Annotated in this window: 16 protein-coding genes; 7 read left to right on the top strand and 9 right to left on the bottom strand. The window is 66.8% G+C overall.

Going from position 1 to position 17,200, the window contains the following annotated elements; translation table 11 throughout:
* Window positions 1–75: 75 nt before the first annotated feature.
* From DOE79_RS01235 to sufB, 6 genes are all read right to left on the bottom strand, one after another.
* Complete coding sequence (locus DOE79_RS01235) at window positions 76–723, bottom strand: TetR/AcrR family transcriptional regulator (protein ID WP_120336937.1); 648 nt, start codon at window positions 721–723, stop codon at window positions 76–78.
* Window positions 724–854: 131 nt separating this feature from the next.
* Window positions 855–1,184, bottom strand: coding sequence for a metal-sulfur cluster assembly factor (locus DOE79_RS01230; protein WP_066595469.1), 330 nt, complete (start codon window positions 1,182–1,184; stop codon window positions 855–857).
* 4 nt (window positions 1,185–1,188) lie between these two features.
* Window positions 1,189–1,953, bottom strand: coding sequence for a Fe-S cluster assembly ATPase SufC (sufC, locus tag DOE79_RS01225; RefSeq protein ID WP_120336936.1), 765 nt, complete (start codon window positions 1,951–1,953; stop codon window positions 1,189–1,191).
* 85 nt (window positions 1,954–2,038) lie between these two features.
* Window positions 2,039–2,365 (bottom strand): non-heme iron oxygenase ferredoxin subunit, encoded by a 327-nt coding sequence (locus tag DOE79_RS01220; protein ID WP_120336935.1) that lies wholly within the window; start codon window positions 2,363–2,365, stop codon window positions 2,039–2,041.
* Between the two features lie 2 nt (window positions 2,366–2,367).
* Complete coding sequence (gene sufD, locus DOE79_RS01215; RefSeq protein WP_120336934.1) at window positions 2,368–3,591, bottom strand: Fe-S cluster assembly protein SufD; 1,224 nt, start codon at window positions 3,589–3,591, stop codon at window positions 2,368–2,370.
* On the bottom strand, window positions 3,592–5,010 hold the full coding sequence (gene sufB, locus DOE79_RS01210) for a Fe-S cluster assembly protein SufB (RefSeq protein WP_066595475.1): 1,419 nt from the start codon (window positions 5,008–5,010) through the stop codon (window positions 3,592–3,594).
* Between the two features lie 285 nt (window positions 5,011–5,295).
* On the opposite strand from sufB, the gene DOE79_RS01205 reads away from it, so the two are divergent.
* Entirely contained in the window at window positions 5,296–6,237 is a 942-nt protein-coding gene (locus tag DOE79_RS01205) for a COX15/CtaA family protein (RefSeq protein ID WP_120336933.1), read from the top strand.
* Window positions 6,238–6,892: 655 nt separating this feature from the next.
* Here DOE79_RS01205 and DOE79_RS01200 read toward each other — a convergent pair.
* Window positions 6,893–7,822: a heme o synthase gene (locus DOE79_RS01200; RefSeq protein ID WP_120336932.1), complete on the bottom strand. Its 930-nt coding sequence runs from the start codon at window positions 7,820–7,822 to the stop codon at window positions 6,893–6,895.
* Window positions 7,823–8,110: 288 nt separating this feature from the next.
* Between DOE79_RS01200 and tkt the strand changes: the two genes are divergently transcribed.
* Genes tkt through pgl form a run of 6 tightly spaced genes read left to right on the top strand, consistent with a single transcriptional unit; the run spans window position 8,111 to window position 16,288 of the window.
* On the top strand, window positions 8,111–10,204 hold the full coding sequence (gene tkt, locus DOE79_RS01195; RefSeq protein ID WP_120336931.1) for a transketolase: 2,094 nt from the start codon (window positions 8,111–8,113) through the stop codon (window positions 10,202–10,204).
* A gap of 43 nt (window positions 10,205–10,247) precedes the next feature.
* Window positions 10,248–11,360, top strand: coding sequence for a transaldolase (tal, locus tag DOE79_RS01190; protein ID WP_120336930.1), 1,113 nt, complete (start codon window positions 10,248–10,250; stop codon window positions 11,358–11,360).
* Window positions 11,357–12,979, top strand: coding sequence for a glucose-6-phosphate isomerase (locus DOE79_RS01185; RefSeq protein WP_120336929.1), 1,623 nt, complete (start codon window positions 11,357–11,359; stop codon window positions 12,977–12,979). Before tal ends, DOE79_RS01185 begins: the two co-directional genes overlap by 4 nt.
* Before the next feature lie 44 nt (window positions 12,980–13,023).
* Entirely contained in the window at window positions 13,024–14,565 is a 1,542-nt protein-coding gene (zwf, locus tag DOE79_RS01180) for a glucose-6-phosphate dehydrogenase (RefSeq protein WP_066595491.1), read from the top strand.
* The gene (locus DOE79_RS01175) at window positions 14,562–15,521 is read left to right on the top strand and encodes a glucose-6-phosphate dehydrogenase assembly protein OpcA (RefSeq protein WP_120336928.1); all 960 of its coding nucleotides are present in this window, start codon (window positions 14,562–14,564) and stop codon (window positions 15,519–15,521) included. Before zwf ends, DOE79_RS01175 begins: the two co-directional genes overlap by 4 nt.
* On the top strand, window positions 15,518–16,288 hold the full coding sequence (pgl, locus tag DOE79_RS01170) for a 6-phosphogluconolactonase (protein ID WP_120336927.1): 771 nt from the start codon (window positions 15,518–15,520) through the stop codon (window positions 16,286–16,288). The genes DOE79_RS01175 and pgl overlap by 4 nt, the downstream gene beginning before the upstream one ends.
* A 96-nt stretch (window positions 16,289–16,384) precedes the next feature.
* Here pgl and DOE79_RS01165 read toward each other — a convergent pair whose 3' ends face one another.
* Together DOE79_RS01165 and secG are read right to left on the bottom strand one after the other, a co-directional pair.
* Window positions 16,385–16,753: an RNA polymerase-binding protein RbpA gene (locus DOE79_RS01165; RefSeq protein WP_066595496.1), complete on the bottom strand. Its 369-nt coding sequence runs from the start codon at window positions 16,751–16,753 to the stop codon at window positions 16,385–16,387.
* Between the two features lie 160 nt (window positions 16,754–16,913).
* A complete protein-coding gene (gene secG / locus DOE79_RS01160) occupies window positions 16,914–17,165 on the bottom strand; it encodes a preprotein translocase subunit SecG (RefSeq protein WP_066595498.1) in 252 nt (83 codons plus the stop codon).
* Window positions 17,166–17,200: the final 35 nt, after the last annotated feature.

Here is a 17,200-nt window from a genome sequence, read left to right as displayed (position 1 = left end):
GGCCAGTCCACCAGTATATTTGCTTGCGCGGCCTTTCCGACCCGAAGTGCCCGAATAGGCGCTGCCCGGCTTGTTCTAGCGGGCCGGAAAACGCTCCGGTGAGAGCGCTCCAGCGAGGCCGGACCGCAACCACTCCGTGTAGGTCTCCCCCGACCAGCCGAGGTCGACCACCAGGGTCTGGAATACCTGGGGATGAGCCAGCGCCCAGATCGACGCGGCAGCCTCGTGGTCGCTGAGTCCGGCGCGCAGGCCGAAGCGGGACCGGAGCGCTTCGACGGCCTCGCTGCACGCGTGCAGGCTCCGAGCGGCACTCGAGCGTTCCAGTTCGCGGATCTCGGGGTCGATCCCCGCGGCCTCGGTGAGCACCCTCCGGATCGGCGCGGCCCGCTCATTGCCGTCGGCCAGCCAGTGTGCGAGGAGCCCGAGCGCGGCCGAACCGGACGCGGCCTCGGTGAGCCGCGACACGAGCTCGTGTACCGCCCGGCCGGGGCCCGTGCGGTGGTCGGCGGCGGCGAGGACCGCGGCGAGGATCTCCGCCTTCGACCCGATGGTGTTGTAGATCGTCTGCACGGCCACGCCGCCACGGTCCGCGATGGCGGCGATCGACGTGCCCACGTAGCCGCGCTCACGCATCAGCACAGCGGCCGCCTCGATGATCTCTGCGCGGGTGGCCGCGGTGTGGGCGTCACGGCGGGCCTGGCTGCGGGAACGGGGCATATCCATCCGTTTAGAATACCGGTCTAACCGATGGATGAGAGTTACATCGGTCTCGGATGCCGGTTAACGCAGATCGCGCCGGCTGCGGATGCGGGTGCATCCGGAGCCGGCGCGAGTCGGTCGTTGAGAGCGATCGGTCAGATGGAGAAGCCCAGGGCCCGCATCATGTCGCGACCGTCGTCGGTGATCTTCTCGGGGCCCCACGGCGGCATCCAGACCCAGTTGATCCGGAACTGCTCCACAACGCCGTCCAGGGCCTCGGCCGTCTGCTCCTCGAGCACGTCGGTGAGCGGGCAGCCGGCACTGGTCAGCGTCATGTGGATGATGAGAGCGTCGTTCTCGTCGTCCCAACCGAGGTCGTAGATGAGGCCGAGGTCGACGACGTTGATGCCGAGCTCAGGGTCCATGACGTCCTTGAGCGCCTCTTCGATCTCGTCGAAGCGCGCCGGGGTGAGTGTCGAAACCATGGTTCTAGCCTACGGGCGTCTCGGCGAGGAAGCGATCGTAACCTTCGTCTTCCAGACGGTCGGCCAGCTCGGGGCCGCCCTGCTCGGCGATGCGGCCATCCACGAACACGTGCACGAAGTCCGGCTTGATGTAGCGCAGGATCCGGGTGTAGTGGGTGATCAGGAGCAGCCCAAGACCGGTGTTCTCCTTGGCGCGGTTGACGCCCTCGGAGACGATCTTCAGCGCGTCCACGTCCAGGCCGGAGTCGGTCTCGTCGAGCACCGCGAATTTCGGCTTGAGAAGTTCGAGCTGCAGGATCTCGTTGCGCTTCTTCTCGCCGCCGGAGAAGCCCTCGTTCACATTGCGCTCGGCGAAGCTCTTGTCCATGCGCAGCTTGACCATGGACTCGCGCACGTCCTTGATCCAGGTGCGGATGGCGGGGGCTTCACCGTCGATCGCGGTCTTGGCGGTGCGCAGGAAGTTCGTGACCGTCACGCCGGGGATCTCCACCGGGTACTGCATGGCCAGGAATAGGCCGGCGCGGGCGCGCTCGTCCACCGTCATGGTGAGCACCTCGGCGCCATCGAGAAGAATGGAGCCGCTGTCGACGTGATACTTCGGGTGGCCGGCGATGGTGTACGCCAGGGTTGACTTGCCGGAGCCGTTGGGGCCCATGATGGCGTGGATCTCACCCTCGTTGATGGTGAGGTCGACGCCGCGCAGGATCTGCTTGGTGCCCTGGTCGGTCTCGACGCTGACGTGCAGGTCTTTGATCTCAAGAACAGACATTATTCGGTATCTCTTTCGTTGTCCGCGGTGTCGCGGGCGTTCAGTGTGTGGGGCCGGCGGATGCGTGCGTGCCGTGGGCGACGCGTCAGACGGCGATGGTGACCAGAGGATCGATGAACACGTCACCGTCGATCAGGTCGACCTGGTACACGGGGACGGGCTCATAGGCCGGCAGAGTGAGCGGCCGACCGGTCTTCAGGGAGAACTTGGAACCGTGCGCCCAGCATTCCAGGGTGTCTCCCTCGACGAAACCCTCCGACAGCGAGATGTCGCCGTGGGTGCAGGTGTCACCGATGGCGAAGACAGCGCCATGGGAGTCGCGGACGACGGCGATGTTCACGCCGCCGATCTCAACCTTGATGGCCTCGTTGGGTTCGAGGTCGTCGAGCGCGCAAATCTTGGTGGACGCCATGTTCAGTTGCCTTCTGTTCCGCGGAGCTCGTCTTCGATGGCGCCCTGCAGGCGCTCTTCGAGCGGCTTCGATCCGATATGTTGCACGATTTCGCTGAGGAATCCGCGCACGACGAGACGTCGAGCCTCGAGCTCGCCGATGCCACGGGACTGCAGGTAGAACAGCTGCTCGTCGTCGAAGCGGCCGGTGGCGCTGGCGTGGCCGGCCCCGAGGATGTCGCCGGTCTCGATTTCGAGGTTCGGGATCGAGTCGGCGCGGGTTCCCTCTGTGAGGACCAGGTTGCGGTTCTGCTCGTAGCTGTCGGTCCCAGGGGCCGTGTTCCCGATGAGCACGTCGCCGATCCACACGGTGCGGGCGCCGGCGCCCTGCAGGGCGCCCTTGTAGTTGACCCGGCTGCGGCTGTTCGCCGCGTCGTGGTTGACGTAGACCTGCTGCTCGAGGTGCTGGCCGGCGTCTGCGAAGTAGAGCCCGTACAGTTCGGTGTCGCTGCCAGGACCGGCCAGCTGCACCGACGGGTTGACCCGCACGATGCTGCCGCCGAGAGAGACGACGACGTGCTTGAGGCGGGCGTCGCGGCCGATGGTGGCGAAGTGGTTGGCGAGCTGCACGGCATCCGCGTCCCACTCCTGCAGGGTCACCACAGTGAGGTTCGCGGATTCACCGACGATGATCTCGACGTTCTCGGAGAGCCGGGCGGTGCCCGTGTTCTGCAGGATCACCACGGCCTGGCTGAACGGCCGGGCCTCGATGACGGTGTGCGCGGCGCGCGGCGTGGAGCCCAGCCCGGACCGGGTGATGGTGATCTCCTTGGCCTCCTCACCGCTGACGGTGATGGCCAGGGCCTTGTCGAAGCTGCTCCAGGCGTTGGCGGCGGCGCGTTCCTCCGGGGCCCCGGCCGTACCGATGCGGGCATCCGTGCGGTCGACCCAGGACACGTCGACGTCGGCGAGCGGCGTCGAGTCGATGTCGTAGGCGGAGCCGTCCAGGGTGCCGCCGGTGAGGTCGGTGAACTTGGCGACGGGCGAGAGCTTCCACACCGCTTCCCGGCCGGTGACGGCGGGGAAGTCGGCGACGTCGAAGCTCTTGAACCTGGCGGACCGGGTCTGCACGGGGACGAAGCCGAAGCGTCCGTCCGAGTGTTCCTTGATGCCGTGCTGTTCGGCGGAGGGCAGGGCCTCCGACGATGATGCGGATGTGGGTGCTGTTGAAGTCGAGGCGGCGGACATTTAGCCGACGGATCCTTCCATGCCCATTTCAATGAGCTTGTTGAGTTCGAGGGCGTACTCCATCGGGAGCTCCCTGGCGATGGGTTCGATGAACCCGCGCACGATCATGGCCATGGCCTCGTCTTCGGGCATGCCGCGGCTCATCAGGTAGAAGAGCTGCTCTTCGCTGACCCGCGAGACGGTGGCCTCGTGGCCGAGCTGCACGTCGTCGACGCGGATGTCGATGGCCGGGTAGGTGTCGGAACGCGACTGGGTGTCGACCAGCAGGGCGTCGCAGCGCACGGTGTTGGCGGAGTGGTGCGCGGTGGCATCCACCCGCACCTCACCGCGATACCCGGCGCGGCCGCCTCCGCGGGCGATCGACTTGGAGACGATCGAGGACTGCGTGTACGGAGCCATGTGGATCATCTTGGCGCCGGCATCCTGGTGCTGGCCGGGGCCGGCGAACGCGACGGACAGGGTCTCGCCCTTGGCGTGCTCCCCCATCAGGTAGATCGACGGGTACTTCATGGTGACCTTGGAGCCGATGTTGCCGTCGATCCACTCCATGGTCGCGCCCTCAGCTGCCGTGGCGCGCTTGGTGACCAGGTTGTAGACGTTGTTCGACCAGTTCTGGATGGTCGTGTAGCGAACGCGGGCGTTCTTCTTCACGATGATCTCGACGACCGCGGAGTGCAGCGAGTCGGACTTGTAGATCGGGGCCGTGCAGCCCTCGATGTAGTGCACGTAGCTGCCCTCGTCGGCGATGATCAGCGTGCGCTCGAACTGGCCCATGTTCTCGGTGTTGATCCGGAAGTACGCCTGCAGCGGGATCTCGACGTGCACGCCGGGCGGCACGTAGACGAACGAGCCGCCGGACCACACCGAGGTGTTCAGGGCGGCGAACTTGTTGTCTCCCGAGGGGATGACACTGCCGAAGTACTCCTCGAAGAACTCCGGGTGCTCGCGGAGCGCCGTGTCGGTGTCCATGAAGATGACGCCCTGGGCTTCGAGTTCCTCGTTGATCTGGTGGTAGACCACTTCGGACTCGTACTGGGCGGCGACGCCGGACACGAGACGCTGACGCTCAGCCTCCGGGATGCCGAGCTTCTCGTAGGTGTTCTTGATGTCGTCGGGCAGGTCTTCCCAGGTCTGGGCCTGCTTCTCGGTGGAGCGGACGAAGTACTTGATGTTGTCGAAGTCGATCTCGGAGAGATCCGCGCCCCAGGTGGGCATGGGCTTGCGCTCGAAGAGCGCCAGCGCCTTCAGTCGGCGCTCCAGCATCCAGGCCGGTTCCTTTTTCAGGTTCGAGATATCGGTGACGACCTCGGGCGAGATTCCGCGGCGAGCGGAGGCTCCTGCGGCGTCGGAATCGGACCAGCCGAATTCATAGACCCCCAGCCCCTCGAGCTCGGGTCGGTCCAGTAGAACGTCAGACATCTTTACCTCTTCTCCTACCCACATCAACCCGGATATCAGTCCGGTCATTCCCGCCAGGCGTGCGTGTCCGACCGACTGGTCGAACGTGCAGCGCCCGGTGAGGGTGAGTTGTGTGGATGGCTACGTTGCGTACCTAAGATGAACACGGGCCGGTCGTGCCGCGTTGTGCGAATGCACGTGGCGGGCACTGGGCCCGTGAAACACCTAATTCTACAGGCTAGTGATGTTATTAGTAGTGCGACCCGGCGTATTCACATACGCACGCACCAGCAGGGAGCAGAACCCGTGAACCGGATAGTCCAGTGGTTGCCCACGAACGTGGACCGACGCCTCATCGTGCTCGGCTGGGTGTACCTGGCCGCCCAGATATTCCTGGTCGGCACCGGAGGGCTCGTGCGGCTCACCAGCTCGGGCCTCGGCTGCCCGACCTGGCCCAAGTGCACGGCGGATTCGCTGGTCAACACCCCCGAGATGGGCATCCACGGCGTCATCGAATTCGGCAACCGCCTGCTCGGTGTGCTGCTCGGCCTGGTCGCCATCGTGGCCTTCGTCGCGGTGCTGCGGATGCGCCGCAGCCGCCCCGACCTGTTCCGTCTCACCCTGCTGGCCGGCCTGGGCATCCCCGCTCAGGCCGTGATCGGCGGCATCAGCGTGCTCACGCAGCTCAACCCCTATGTCGTGGGCTTGCACTTCGTGATCTCGGTGATCCTCGTCGGGCTCTGCACCGCGTTCCTCTACCGGCTGTACACGGTCCCCGGCCCCCGGGAGCGCGTGGTCCCGCGCTGGTTCCTCATCGTCACCCACCTCACCACCTTCGCCGTGGCCGTGACCATCGCCGTGGGGATCCTCACGACAGGCTCCGGCCCGCACGCCGGTGACGCCGACGCTCCCCGCAACGGTCTGGACTCCGAGTTCCTCCAGCACGTGCACAGCTGGCCTGCCTACGTGACCCTGGTCTTGACGCTGGTCCTGGTGGTGGGGGCGGTGTCGCTCCACCTGCCCGTGCGCCGCTGGGTGCTGCTGCTGCTCGCCGTGGAGTTGGTGCAGACCGTCGTGGGTCTCACCCAGGCCAACCTCGGCCTGCCGGCGCTGCTCGTGGGCATCCACATGGTGCTCGCCTGCGTGCTCGCCGCTGCCATGACCGCCGTGGTTCTCAACCTCAAGCAGCCCGTTGTCGCTGCTGCTCCCCCGGTCCCACGAACCACCACCGAGACCCTCGCCCGCTGACCCGCTGCCCCACTGCCTCACTGCCCCACTGCCTCACTGCCCCGCTGATGCGCTGACCCGCTGACCGGCTGCCCTGCTGAGCCCCTGCCCCGCGACTCACGCGTGCGCTTCCACGGGCTCACGGCCTCCCGCGAAAGCGGGGAAACGGTCACCTCAGCACCCGCGAAGCAGCCACTTCAACGCTTTCGCGGATGGTGCCTCTCGCGAGAGCGGGGAAACGGTCACTGCAGCACCCGCGAAGCAGCCATATGGCCGCTCTCGGGGAGGCCCCTCTCGTGAGGCACTTCGAGAATGACCCCTCTCGCGAGAGCGGGGAAACGGTCACCTCAGTGCGCGCGAAGCAGCCACAGCACCGCTTTCGCGGATGGTGCCTCCCGCGAGAGCGGGGAAACGGTCACGTCAGCGTGCGGGAAGCAGCCATATGGCCGCTCTCGCGGAGGCCCCCCGCGTGAGGCACTTCGAGAATGACCCCTCTCGCGAGAGCGGCGAAGCGGTCACGTCAGCACCCGCGAAGCAGCCACATCACCGCTTTCGCGGATGGTGCCTCTCGCGAGAGCGGGGAAACGGTCACCTCGGTGCGCGCGAAGCAGCCATATGGCCGCTTTCGCGGGTGGCACACGAGCGCACCGGGGCAGAGCGAGAGAAGGGCGGGCGGCTAGAAGGGCAGCAGCGGATCGACGCCGACGGCCACGAAGACCAGCGTGAGGTAGGCGATCGAGCCGTGGAAGACGCGCATCGGCGACACGTGCTCGTGCCGGATGGTGAGGTTGTACAGGCGGTGGGTCTCGTAGATGAACCAGGCACCGGCTGCGATGGCCACGACGCTGTAGACCAGCCCCATGTCGGCGATCGGGATGAGCAACAGCGAGCAGGCCACGGTCGCCCACGCGTAGAGGATGACCTGCAGGCCGACCTGCGCGCGGCCGCGCACCACGGCGAGCATCGGGACTCCGGCCGCCTGATAGTCGTCGCGGTACTTCATCGACAACGGCCAGTAGTGCGGCGGGGTCCACAGGAAGATGATCAGGAACAGGATGAACGGCGGCCAGGACAGGTCCCCGGTCACGGCGGCCCAGCCGATCAGCACCGGCATGCAGCCGGCCACGCCGCCCCAGACGATGTTCTGCGCCGTGCGGCGCTTGAGGATCATCGTGTAGAACACCACGTACAGCAGGATGGCGCCGAGCGAGAGGAGCGCGGCCACCCAGTTCGTGAAGATCCAGAGCCACGCGATGGACACGGCGCCCAGAACCCAGGCGAACACCAGGGCCTGCCGGTCCGAGAGCTCCCCGGTGACCAGGGGGCGCCCCTGCGTGCGGTTCATCAACCGGTCGATGTCGCGGTCGAGGTAGCAGTTGAACGCGCCGGCCGATCCGGCACTGAAGGCACCGCCGATCAGGGTGGCCAGCACCAGCCACAGGCTGGGGATGCCGCGCTCGGCCAGGATCATCGTCGGGGCCGTGACAACAAGCAGCAATTCGACCACGCGGGGCTTCGTGAGCGACAGATAGGCGCGGAAGGTGTTGCCCGCCCGCTGGAATCGGTCAGGCCCGTTGAGGGTGGGCGTCTGTTCGGCGGTATCCATAACTCCTCGTGCGCTTCGCATATTGCCGTAATTCTAGATCATTCCGTCACCTCTCACTCCCGGCCTGCCCGTGCGAGCCTGGCGCAATGCCGCCGAAACAACACCGGCAATTCGGGTTCCCTATACTGGAATGGCTCGCCAATCTAAGGTGCATGCATCCGTGAGCCACCTGATACGGGCACTCTCTTGCGCACCTCGATGCCGATAACGATGTCGGCGGGCAAACACTCTCCAGCGGCGCGGGATAAAGACGTGCCGCCTTTGACGGATTCAGAAGGGTCAGTTCACGTGGCAGCATTGCAGTGGGATTCCATCGACAACCGGGCGGTCGACACCGCTCGCATCCTCGCGGCGGACGCCGTGGAAAAGGTCGGCAACGGCCACCCGGGAACGGCCATGAGCCTCGCCCCCGCGGCTTACCTGCTGTTCCAGAAAGTGATGCGTCGCGATCCCGCTGACAACGAGTGGATCGGCCGCGACAGGTTCATCCTCTCTGTGGGCCACAGCTCGCTCACCCAGTACGTGCAGTTGTACCTCGGCGGCTACGGCCTCGAGCTCGACGACCTCAAGGCCCTGCGCACCTGGGGCTCCAAGACTCCCGGCCACCCCGAGTACGGTCACACCGACGGCGTCGAGATCACCACCGGCCCGCTCGGCCAGGGCCTCGCCTCCGCCGTGGGCTTCGCCTACGCCTCACGCTTCGAGCGTGGCCTGTTCGACCCCGAGGCCGAAGCCGGCACCAGCCCCTTCGACCAGTTCGTCTACGTCATCGCCGGAGACGGCGACCTGCAGGAGGGCATCACCTCCGAGGCCTCCTCGCTCGCCGGACACCAGCAGCTCGGCAACCTGATCGCGATCTACGACTCCAACCAGATCTCGATCGAGGACGACACCAACATCGCTTTCACCGAGGATGTCGCGGCACGCTACGACGCGTACCACTGGCACGTGCAGACGGTCGACTGGAAGAAGACCGGCGAATACGTCGAGGACATCGCTGCCCTCAACGACGCCATCGAGGCGGCCAAGGCCGTCACCGACAAGCCGTCGCTGATCATCCTGAAGACCATCATCGGCTGGCCGAGCCCGAAGAAGCAGAACACCGGGAAGATCCACGGCTCCGCCCTCGGCGCCGAGGAACTCGCCGGAGTGAAGGAGATTCTCGGTTTCGACCCCGAGAAGACCTTCGAGGTCGCCGACGACGTCATCGCACACACCCGCAAGGCACTGGATCGCGGCGCTGAGGCGCACGCCGAGTGGAACGTGCGCTTCGACGCCTGGGCCGCCGCCAACCCCGAGCGCAAGGTCCTGCTGGACCGTATTCTGTCCGGCGACCTGCCCGACGGCGTCGAGGAGGCCCTCCCGGTCTTCCCCGCCGGCACCGAGGTCTCCACCCGTGCATCGTCCGGCAAGGTGCTCAACGCCCTCGGCCCGGTCATCCCCGAACTGTGGGGCGGCTCCGCAGACCTCGCCGAGTCGAACAACACCACGATCAGCAACTCCGCCTCGTTCATCCCGAGCGAGCACTCCACTCATGAGTGGACCGGCAACCCGTACGGCCGCGTGCTGCACTTCGGTATCCGCGAGCACGCCATGGCCGCGATCCTCAACGGCATCGTCCTGCACGGAAATACCCGCCCGTTCGGCGGCACCTTCCTGATCTTCAGCGACTACATGCGTCCGGCCGTGCGACTCGCCGCCCTCATGAAGGCCCCGTCGATCTTCGTCTGGACCCACGACTCCGTGGCCCTCGGCGAAGACGGACCGACCCACCAGCCGATCGAACAGCTCGCCACGCTCCGAGCCATTCCCGGACTCGACGTGGTGCGCCCCGGCGACGCCAACGAGGTCTCCTGGGCCTGGAAGACGATCCTCGAGCGCCGCAACGGCCCGGCCGGCATCGTGCTGACCCGCCAGAACATCCCCGTCTTCGAACGCGGCGAGGGTGACGCGACCGGCGAGACCTTCGCGTCGGCCAAGAACGTCGCCAAGGGTGCTTACGTGCTCGCCGAGGCCCCGAACGGAACGCCCGACGTGATCCTCATCGCCACCGGCTCCGAGGTGCAGCTGGCCGTCAACGCACGCGAGGCACTCAAAGCGGACGGCATCAACGCCCGCGTGGTCTCGGTACCGAGCCTGGAGTGGTTCGAGGAGCAGTCCGCCGAATACCGTGAGGCAGTTCTGCCGAGAGCGATCACCGCTCGGGTATCGGTTGAGGCCGGAATCGCGTTGACCTGGACTAAGTACGTCGGCGACCGCGGCCGCAGCGTCTCGATCGAGCACTTCGGTGCATCGGCCGACTACAAGACCCTGTTCCGCGAATTCGGTATCACCACGGAGGCCGTCGTCGCCGCCGCCAAAGAATCCCTCGCCGCGCTCTGAGCGCGACACCTACAAGCGCAGCATTCAAGGAGATTTGATTTTCATGACTGAAACAACCCCCACCGCCGCACTGTCCGCCGCGGGCGTCAGCATCTGGCTCGACGACCTGTCGCGTCAGCGCATCCAGTCCGGCGGACTGACGACCCTCATCGAGGAGAAGAACGTCGTCGGCGTCACCACCAACCCGACGATCTTCGCCGGTGCGCTCAGCAAGGGCGAGGCGTACGCTTCGCAGGTGGCCACGCTGGCCGCCGCCGGCACCACCGTCACGGATGCGGTCTTCGAGATCACCACCGACGACGTCGCCGCCGCCTGCGACATCTTCCGCCCGATTTACGACGCCACGAAGGGCTTCGATGGCCGCGTGTCGATCGAGGTCGAGCCCGGCTTCGCCCACGACGCCCAGAAGACCCTCGCCCAGGCCCAGCAGCTCTGGAACAAGGTCAACCGCCCCAACGCGATGATCAAGATTCCGGCGACCATCGAGGGCCTCGAGGCGATCACCGAAACCATCGCGCTGGGCATCAGCGTCAACGTCACGCTGATCTTCAGCCTCGAGCGCTACCGCGCCGTGATCAACGCCTACCTCACCGGCCTGGAGAAGGCCAAGGCCGCGGGCATCGACCTGTCGACCATCCACTCGGTCGCCTCGTTCTTCGTGTCGCGTGTCGACACCGAGATCGACAAGCGCCTCGCCGAGGTCGGCACCGAGGAAGCCCTCGCTCTGCAGAGCAAGGCCGGCGTCGCCAACGCGCAGCTCGCCTACCAGGTCTTCGAGCAGGCCTTCACGACCGAGCGCGCGTCCGTGCTGCTCGCGGCCGGCGCCAACAAGCAGCGTCCGCTCTGGGCCTCCACCGGCGTCAAGTCCGCCGACCTGCCCGACACCCTGTACGTGACCGAACTGGTCGCCCCCGAGGTCGTCAACACCATGCCGGAGAAGACCCTCGAGGCCACCTTCGACCACGGTGTCATCGTCGAAGGCGCCGTCACCGGCTCCTACGACGCCGCGAACGCCGTTCTCGACGCCATCGCTGCACAGGGCGTCTCCTACGACGACGTCACCCGCGTGCTCGAAGAGGAGGGCGTTTCGAAGTTCATCATCTCCTGGAACGAACTCCTGGACACCGTGACGGCGGCGCTCGAGTCCGCCAAGTGAGTTTCCAGATCTCGGTGAGCGGTGCGGCGGCAGAGGCCGTCCGCACCGTGGTCCCCACCCTGGTCGCCGACCTGATCGCCTCCGGCATCACGTCTCTCGACCCTGCCCTGTGGGGACCCGAGGCTGAGGAAGAGGCCGGCACACGGCTCGGCTGGACCGAGTCCGTGACCACCTCCCGTCCCCTCGTCGCCGAGATCACGGCCCTGCGCGAGGAACTCCACGCGCAGGGTGTCACTCACATCGTCCTGGCCGGCATGGGTGGTTCGTCGCTCGCCCCCGAGGTCATCACACGCACCAGCGGTGTCGACCTGACGGTGCTCGACGCGACCGACCCCGGCCAGGTGCGAGCGGCGCTGACCGACCGTCTCGAGTCCACCGCCCTGGTGGTGTCGTCGAAGTCTGGCGGCACCGTGGAGACGGACAGCCAGCGGCGAGTCTTCGAACGTGCCTTCCAGGATCGCGGGATCGACCCCGCGGAGCGCATCATCGTGGTCACCGACCCCGGCTCACCGCTCGAGGCGTCGGCCAGGGAAGCCGGCTACCGGGTGTTCACCGCCGACCCGACAGTTGGCGGTCGTTTCTCGGCGCTGACCGCATTCGGCCTCGTGCCCTCCGGCCTGGCCGGGGCGGACATCGCACAGCTCCTCGACGAGGCCGATGCCGTCTCCCTGACCCTGGCCGTCGACTCAGAGGACAACCCCGGTCTGATCCTCGGCGCTGCGATAGCCTCAGCCACTCCGCGCCGCGACAAGCTGGCCATCGTCTCCGACGAAACCCACATCGTGGGTTTTGCCGACTGGGCCGAACAGCTCATCGCCGAATCCACCGGCAAGGCCGGCACCGGCATCCTCCCCGTCGTTCTAGACGCGGATGCGCCGGAGCTCTCGGCATCTCTGCCCGACGTGCAGATCCTGCGCGTCGTGGCGGATGCCGGCGAAGAGGTCTTCGGGCCCCTCGACGGCATGGATCTTGACGGGAGCGGCGAGATCCGTGTCAGCGGCACCCTCGGCGCCCAGTTCCTGGTGTGGGAGTACGCGACCGCCGTCGCCGGACGGCTGCTCGGGATCAACCCGTTCGACCAGCCCGACGTCGAATCCGCGAAGATCGCCACCCGCGGCCTGCTCGACGACCGTCCCGCTCCAGAGCCAGCCGCGTTCATCGCCGAGGGCATCGAGATCCGCGGCACGCCGCACGTCATCGGCGCGGCCAGCGACCTGGCCGGGGCCGTCGACGCGTTGCTCGAAGAACTCGGTCCGGACGGATACGTCGCCGTTCAGGCCTACGCGGACCGTGTGGCACTCCCCCAGCTCGCCGAGCTGCGGGGACTCCTGGCGACGCTGTCAGGTCGTCCGGTCACCTTCGGCTGGGGCCCCCGGTTCCTGCACTCCACCGGCCAGTTCCACAAGGGTGGCACCCCCACCGGCGTGTTCCTGCAGGTCCTCAGCACCCCCGCTGAAGACCTTGAGATCCCGGGCCGTCCGTTCACCTTCGGTGAGCTCATCCAGGCCCAGGCCGCCGGCGACGCCAGCGTCCTCGCCGAGCATGGTCGTCCGGTCCTCACCCTCACGTTGACCGACCCGGCTGCGAACATCAGCACCCTGTTCGCCGCAGTCCGGTAAGTCACGCCCCCGCTTCTGTTCACTGTCACCCTCTAAGGAGCTGCATGTCCCCGGTGGAAATCACCCCGGAGTTCAATCCGCTGCGTTCACCCTCCGATTACCGCCTGAATCGAATTGCGGGGCCCTCGAGCCTCGTGATCTTCGGCGTCACCGGAGACCTGTCGCGGAAGAAACTCATGCCCGCCGTCTATGACCTCGCCAACCGGGGCCTCTTGCCGCCTGGATTCGCTCTCGTCGGGTTCGCCCGCCGGGACTGGGACAACCAGGACTTCATGCAGGTCGTGCACGACTCCGTCAAGGAGTACGCCCGCACCGAGTTCCACGAGGATGTCTGGGCGCAGCTGGCGGAGGGAATCCGGTTCGTCCCGGGAACCTTCGACGACGACGCCGCCTTCGAACTCCTCAAGGAGACCATCGAGGAACTCGACCGGGAGCGGGGAACGATGGGCAACCACGCGTTCTACCTCTCGATCCCGCCCAAGGCATTCCCCCAGGTCACCGAGCAGCTGCGTCGCTCCGGCCTGGCCGAGCAGAAGAACGGACAATGGCGCCGCGTCGTCATCGAGAAGCCCTTCGGCAGCGACCTGAAGACCGCCCGCGAGCTCAACGACGTCGTCGAATCGGTCTTCCCGGCCGACTCCGTCTTCCGCATCGACCACTACCTGGGTAAAGAGACGGTGCAGAACATTCTGGCGCTGCGCTTCGCGAACCAGTTGTACGAACCGATCTGGAACGCCAACTACGTCGACCACGTACAGATCACCATGGCCGAGGACATCGGTGTCGGCGGACGGGCCGGGTACTACGACGGCATCGGCGCGGCACGCGACGTGATCCAGAACCACCTCCTGCAGCTCCTGGCGCTCACCGCCATGGAGGAGCCGATCTCCTTCGACGCCGCGGACCTCCGCACCGAAAAGGAGAAGGTGCTCGCCTCCGTGCGGTTGCCGGAGGACCTGGCCACGGGCACCGCCCGCGGACAGTACGCCGGTGGCTGGCAGGGTGGCGAGAAGATCCTCGGCTTCCTCGAGGAAGACGGCATGAACCCGGAGTCGCTGACGGAGACCTACGCGGCCCTGCGCCTGGAGATCGACACCCGCCGCTGGTCCGGCGTGCCGTTCTACCTGCGCGCCGGCAAACGCCTGGGCCGCCGGGTCACCGAGATCGCCGTGGTGTTCAAGCGGGCTCCGCAGTACCTCTTCGAAAAGAGCCAGACCGCCGCGCTCGGTGAGAACGCCCTGGTGATCCGGGTGCAGCCCGACGAGGGCGTCACCATCCGGTTCGGCTCCAAGGTGCCCGGTGTCGGCATGCAGGTGCGCGACGTGACCATGGACTTCGGTTACGGCCACGCTTTCACCGAAGCCAGCCCCGAGGCCTACGAACGCCTGATCCTGGACGTCCTGCTGGGCGACCCGCCGCTCTTCCCCCGCCACGAAGAGGTCGAGCTATCGTGGAAGATCCTCGACCCCATCGAAGAATTCTGGGCAACCCAGGGTCAACCGGAACAATACCGACCCGGAACCTGGGGGCCCGCATCAGCCGACGAACTGCTGTCACGAGACGGCCGGAACTGGAGACGCCCATGATCGTCGATCTGCCGGACACCACCACGTCCAAGATTTCCAAGGCGCTCGTGCGCATCCGGGAAGAGGGCGGCGCTGTCGCCCTCGGCCGGGTGCTCACCCTCATCATCGCCGCCGAACTCGGCCACGAGGAAGAGGCCATCGAAGCAGCCAACGACGCGTCCCGGGAACACCCCATGCGCGTGATCGTCCTGTCGACCCAGCCCGACGGCGCCGCCGTCTGCGACCCGCGTGTCGACGCGGAGATCCGTGTCGGCGGAGACGCCGGCGCCAGCGAGGTCATCGTGCTGCGCGCCTACGGTGACGCCGCCAGTGACCCGGAGAGCCTGGTCACCGGCCTGCTGCTGCCCGACGCTCCCGTCGTGGCCTGGTGGCCCGGTGAGGCGCCTGAGGTGCCCGCCGAGTCGCCCCTTGGCCGCATCGCGTACCGTCGCATCACGGATGCGTCGGCGCAGGACGACCCGCAGGCCGCGCTCACCCGGATCTGCTCGACGTACCGCCCCGGCGACACCGACTTCGCCTGGACACGTCTGACGCTCTGGCGGGCCCAGCTCGCCGCGGTGCTGGACCAGCCTCCCTACGAGTCCATCACCGCCGTGTCCGTGACCGGGGCGGCCGACTCCCCCTCGACGACCCTGCTCGCGGCCTGGCTGCAGCTGCAGCTGCAGGTGCCCGTGGACTACGAACTCACCTCGGGTGAGAACTCGAACGGGATCCGCGGCGTGCACCTCACCCGCGCGTCCGGTGTCATCTCCCTGGAGCGCGAGGTCCCCGGAATCGCCACGCTGACCCAGCCGGGCCAGCCGGTGCAGGATCTCACGCTCAAGCGCCGCAGCCTGCGGGATTGCCTGAGCGACGAACTCCGCCGCCTCGACCCCGACGAACTGTACGGCGAGGTCATCACGCGTGGCCTGCCGCAGCTCACGGGCGCCACCACATCCACCGGAGGTCACTCATGACACACGACAGACGTGTACTCGTACACGACGACAAGGCGGCGCTCATCGAGTCCGTCGCCACGCGGTTCCTCACCAAGATGGCCGATATCCTGCACGAACAGGGCCACGCGCACGTGGTGCTCACCGGCGGAAGCGTCGGGACCGGGGTGCTGGAGGCCATCAACGCCTCCCCCGACCGCGACAGCGTGAACTGGTCCAAGATCGACGTCTGGTGGGGCGACGAGCGTTGGGTCCCGCGGGGCCATGCCGACCGCAACGAGGGGCAGGCCCGCGCGGCCCTACTCGACCACATCGATATTCCGGCCGGCAACGTGCACGCGTTCCCCGCGTCCGACGAGGGTCTGGACATCGATGCGGCCTCGGATCGGTATGCGGCCGAGCTCAAGTCGATGGCCGCCCCTGAGTCGACGGTGCCGCAGTTCGACGTCACGTTCCTCGGCGTCGGTCCGGACGGACACATCGCTTCCCTGTTCCCGCACATGCAGGGTATCCGGGAGAACGACCTCACGGTCATCGCGGTGCTGAACTCGCCCAAGCCTCCGCCCGAACGTCTGAGCCTGACCCGCTGGGTGATCAACTCGTCCGAACGCATCTGGCTGGTGGTCTCCGGTTCCGACAAGGCCTCGGCCCTCGGCCTCGCCCTCGCCGGGGCCAGCCGTGACGAGGTGCCCGTTGCGGGCATCCGTGGCCGGCACTACACGGACTTCTTCGTGGACGGAGAGGCAGCCGCCGAGGTCCCGGAGAACCTGATCGAGCAGCCGCAGTAAGCGACTCCAGGCAGAACAAAAGCGCATCGGTTCCGAGGAACCGATGCGCTTTTTGTGTTGCCTGCGCGCTGCGCGATGGGCCGTGGCCCACCTCAGTCAGTTGGTGGCGCTGAGCTTTCCGCGACGCACCCGGAGCTGCTGGAGGGCTTCCTCGAGGAGGGACTCGGCCTCTTCCTCCGTGCGACGCTCCTTGACGTAGGCCAGGTGGGTCTTGTACGGCTCGAGCTTGACCACCGACGGCGGGTTCTCCTTGTCCCGGCCAGCGGGCAGACCCGAGGACGGGCAGTCGATGGTGTCGGGGATTTCCTCGTCGGGCAGGTTCGCGGCGAAGTAACGCACCGTCTCATTGCCGAGGGCGTCCCAGTACGAGACCCGGATGCGATCGGCGTGGAAACCACGGTCCTGCTCGCCCATGGGGCCCGCTCCGACTCGCGAGCCGCGAATAGCGCTTCCGCCAGATGCCATTGTGTTCCTCCGCTTGAAAACTGTTCGGCTGGTTCAGGTTGTCTGCTGCTGGTCCGGTCTCGCCGTGGTTGACCGGATGCGACGGTGTCGCGAGCTGGTGCCGAAGCCTGGGGGCTACCGGCCCGGACCGCTGGGAAGCGGGCGGACGGCAGTCGTCAGGCTAGGCGCCGGTATCGAATTTGGTGATCAGACCGAGCACGACGATGCAGGAGATCCACAACACGGCCAGGATGATGGTGATGCGGTTGAGGTTCCGTTCGGCGACGCCGGAGGCGCCGAGGTTCGAGGTGACGCCGCCGCCGAACATGTCGGACAGCCCACCACCGCGCCCCTTGTGAAGCAAAATGAGCATAGTGAGCAGGAGGCTCGTAATACCGAGCAGAACCTGCAATACAACCTGGAGAATCTCCACGCGAAACCTTTCACAAAACGATGGGCGCTAGAGCT

The sequence above is a fragment of the Cryobacterium soli genome (assembly GCF_003611035.1).
Lineage (GTDB): Bacteria > Actinomycetota > Actinomycetes > Actinomycetales > Microbacteriaceae > Cryobacterium > Cryobacterium soli.
Note: the sequence above shows the minus strand (reverse complement) of the source record. Positions and strands in the feature narration are given on the sequence as shown.

Coding starts and splice junctions, on each gene's coding strand:
- sufC (WP_120336936.1), bottom strand. CDS start 1,953: ATGTCTGTTCTTGAGATCAAAGACCTGCACGTCAGCGTCGAGACCGAC.
- DOE79_RS01235 (WP_120336937.1), bottom strand. CDS start 723: ATGGATATGCCCCGTTCCCGCAGCCAGGCCCGCCGTGACGCCCACACC.
- sufD (WP_120336934.1), bottom strand. CDS start 3,591: ATGTCCGCCGCCTCGACTTCAACAGCACCCACATCCGCATCATCGTCG.
- zwf (WP_066595491.1), top strand. CDS start 13,024: ATGTCCCCGGTGGAAATCACCCCGGAGTTCAATCCGCTGCGTTCACCC.
- pgl (WP_120336927.1), top strand. CDS start 15,518: ATGACACACGACAGACGTGTACTCGTACACGACGACAAGGCGGCGCTC.
- DOE79_RS01200 (WP_120336932.1), bottom strand. CDS start 7,822: ATGGATACCGCCGAACAGACGCCCACCCTCAACGGGCCTGACCGATTC.
- DOE79_RS01165 (WP_066595496.1), bottom strand. CDS start 16,753: ATGGCATCTGGCGGAAGCGCTATTCGCGGCTCGCGAGTCGGAGCGGGC.
- tal (WP_120336930.1), top strand. CDS start 10,248: ATGACTGAAACAACCCCCACCGCCGCACTGTCCGCCGCGGGCGTCAGC.
- DOE79_RS01230 (WP_066595469.1), bottom strand. CDS start 1,184: ATGGTTTCGACACTCACCCCGGCGCGCTTCGACGAGATCGAAGAGGCG.
- DOE79_RS01220 (WP_120336935.1), bottom strand. CDS start 2,365: ATGGCGTCCACCAAGATTTGCGCGCTCGACGACCTCGAACCCAACGAG.
- sufB (WP_066595475.1), bottom strand. CDS start 5,010: ATGTCTGACGTTCTACTGGACCGACCCGAGCTCGAGGGGCTGGGGGTC.
- DOE79_RS01175 (WP_120336928.1), top strand. CDS start 14,562: ATGATCGTCGATCTGCCGGACACCACCACGTCCAAGATTTCCAAGGCG.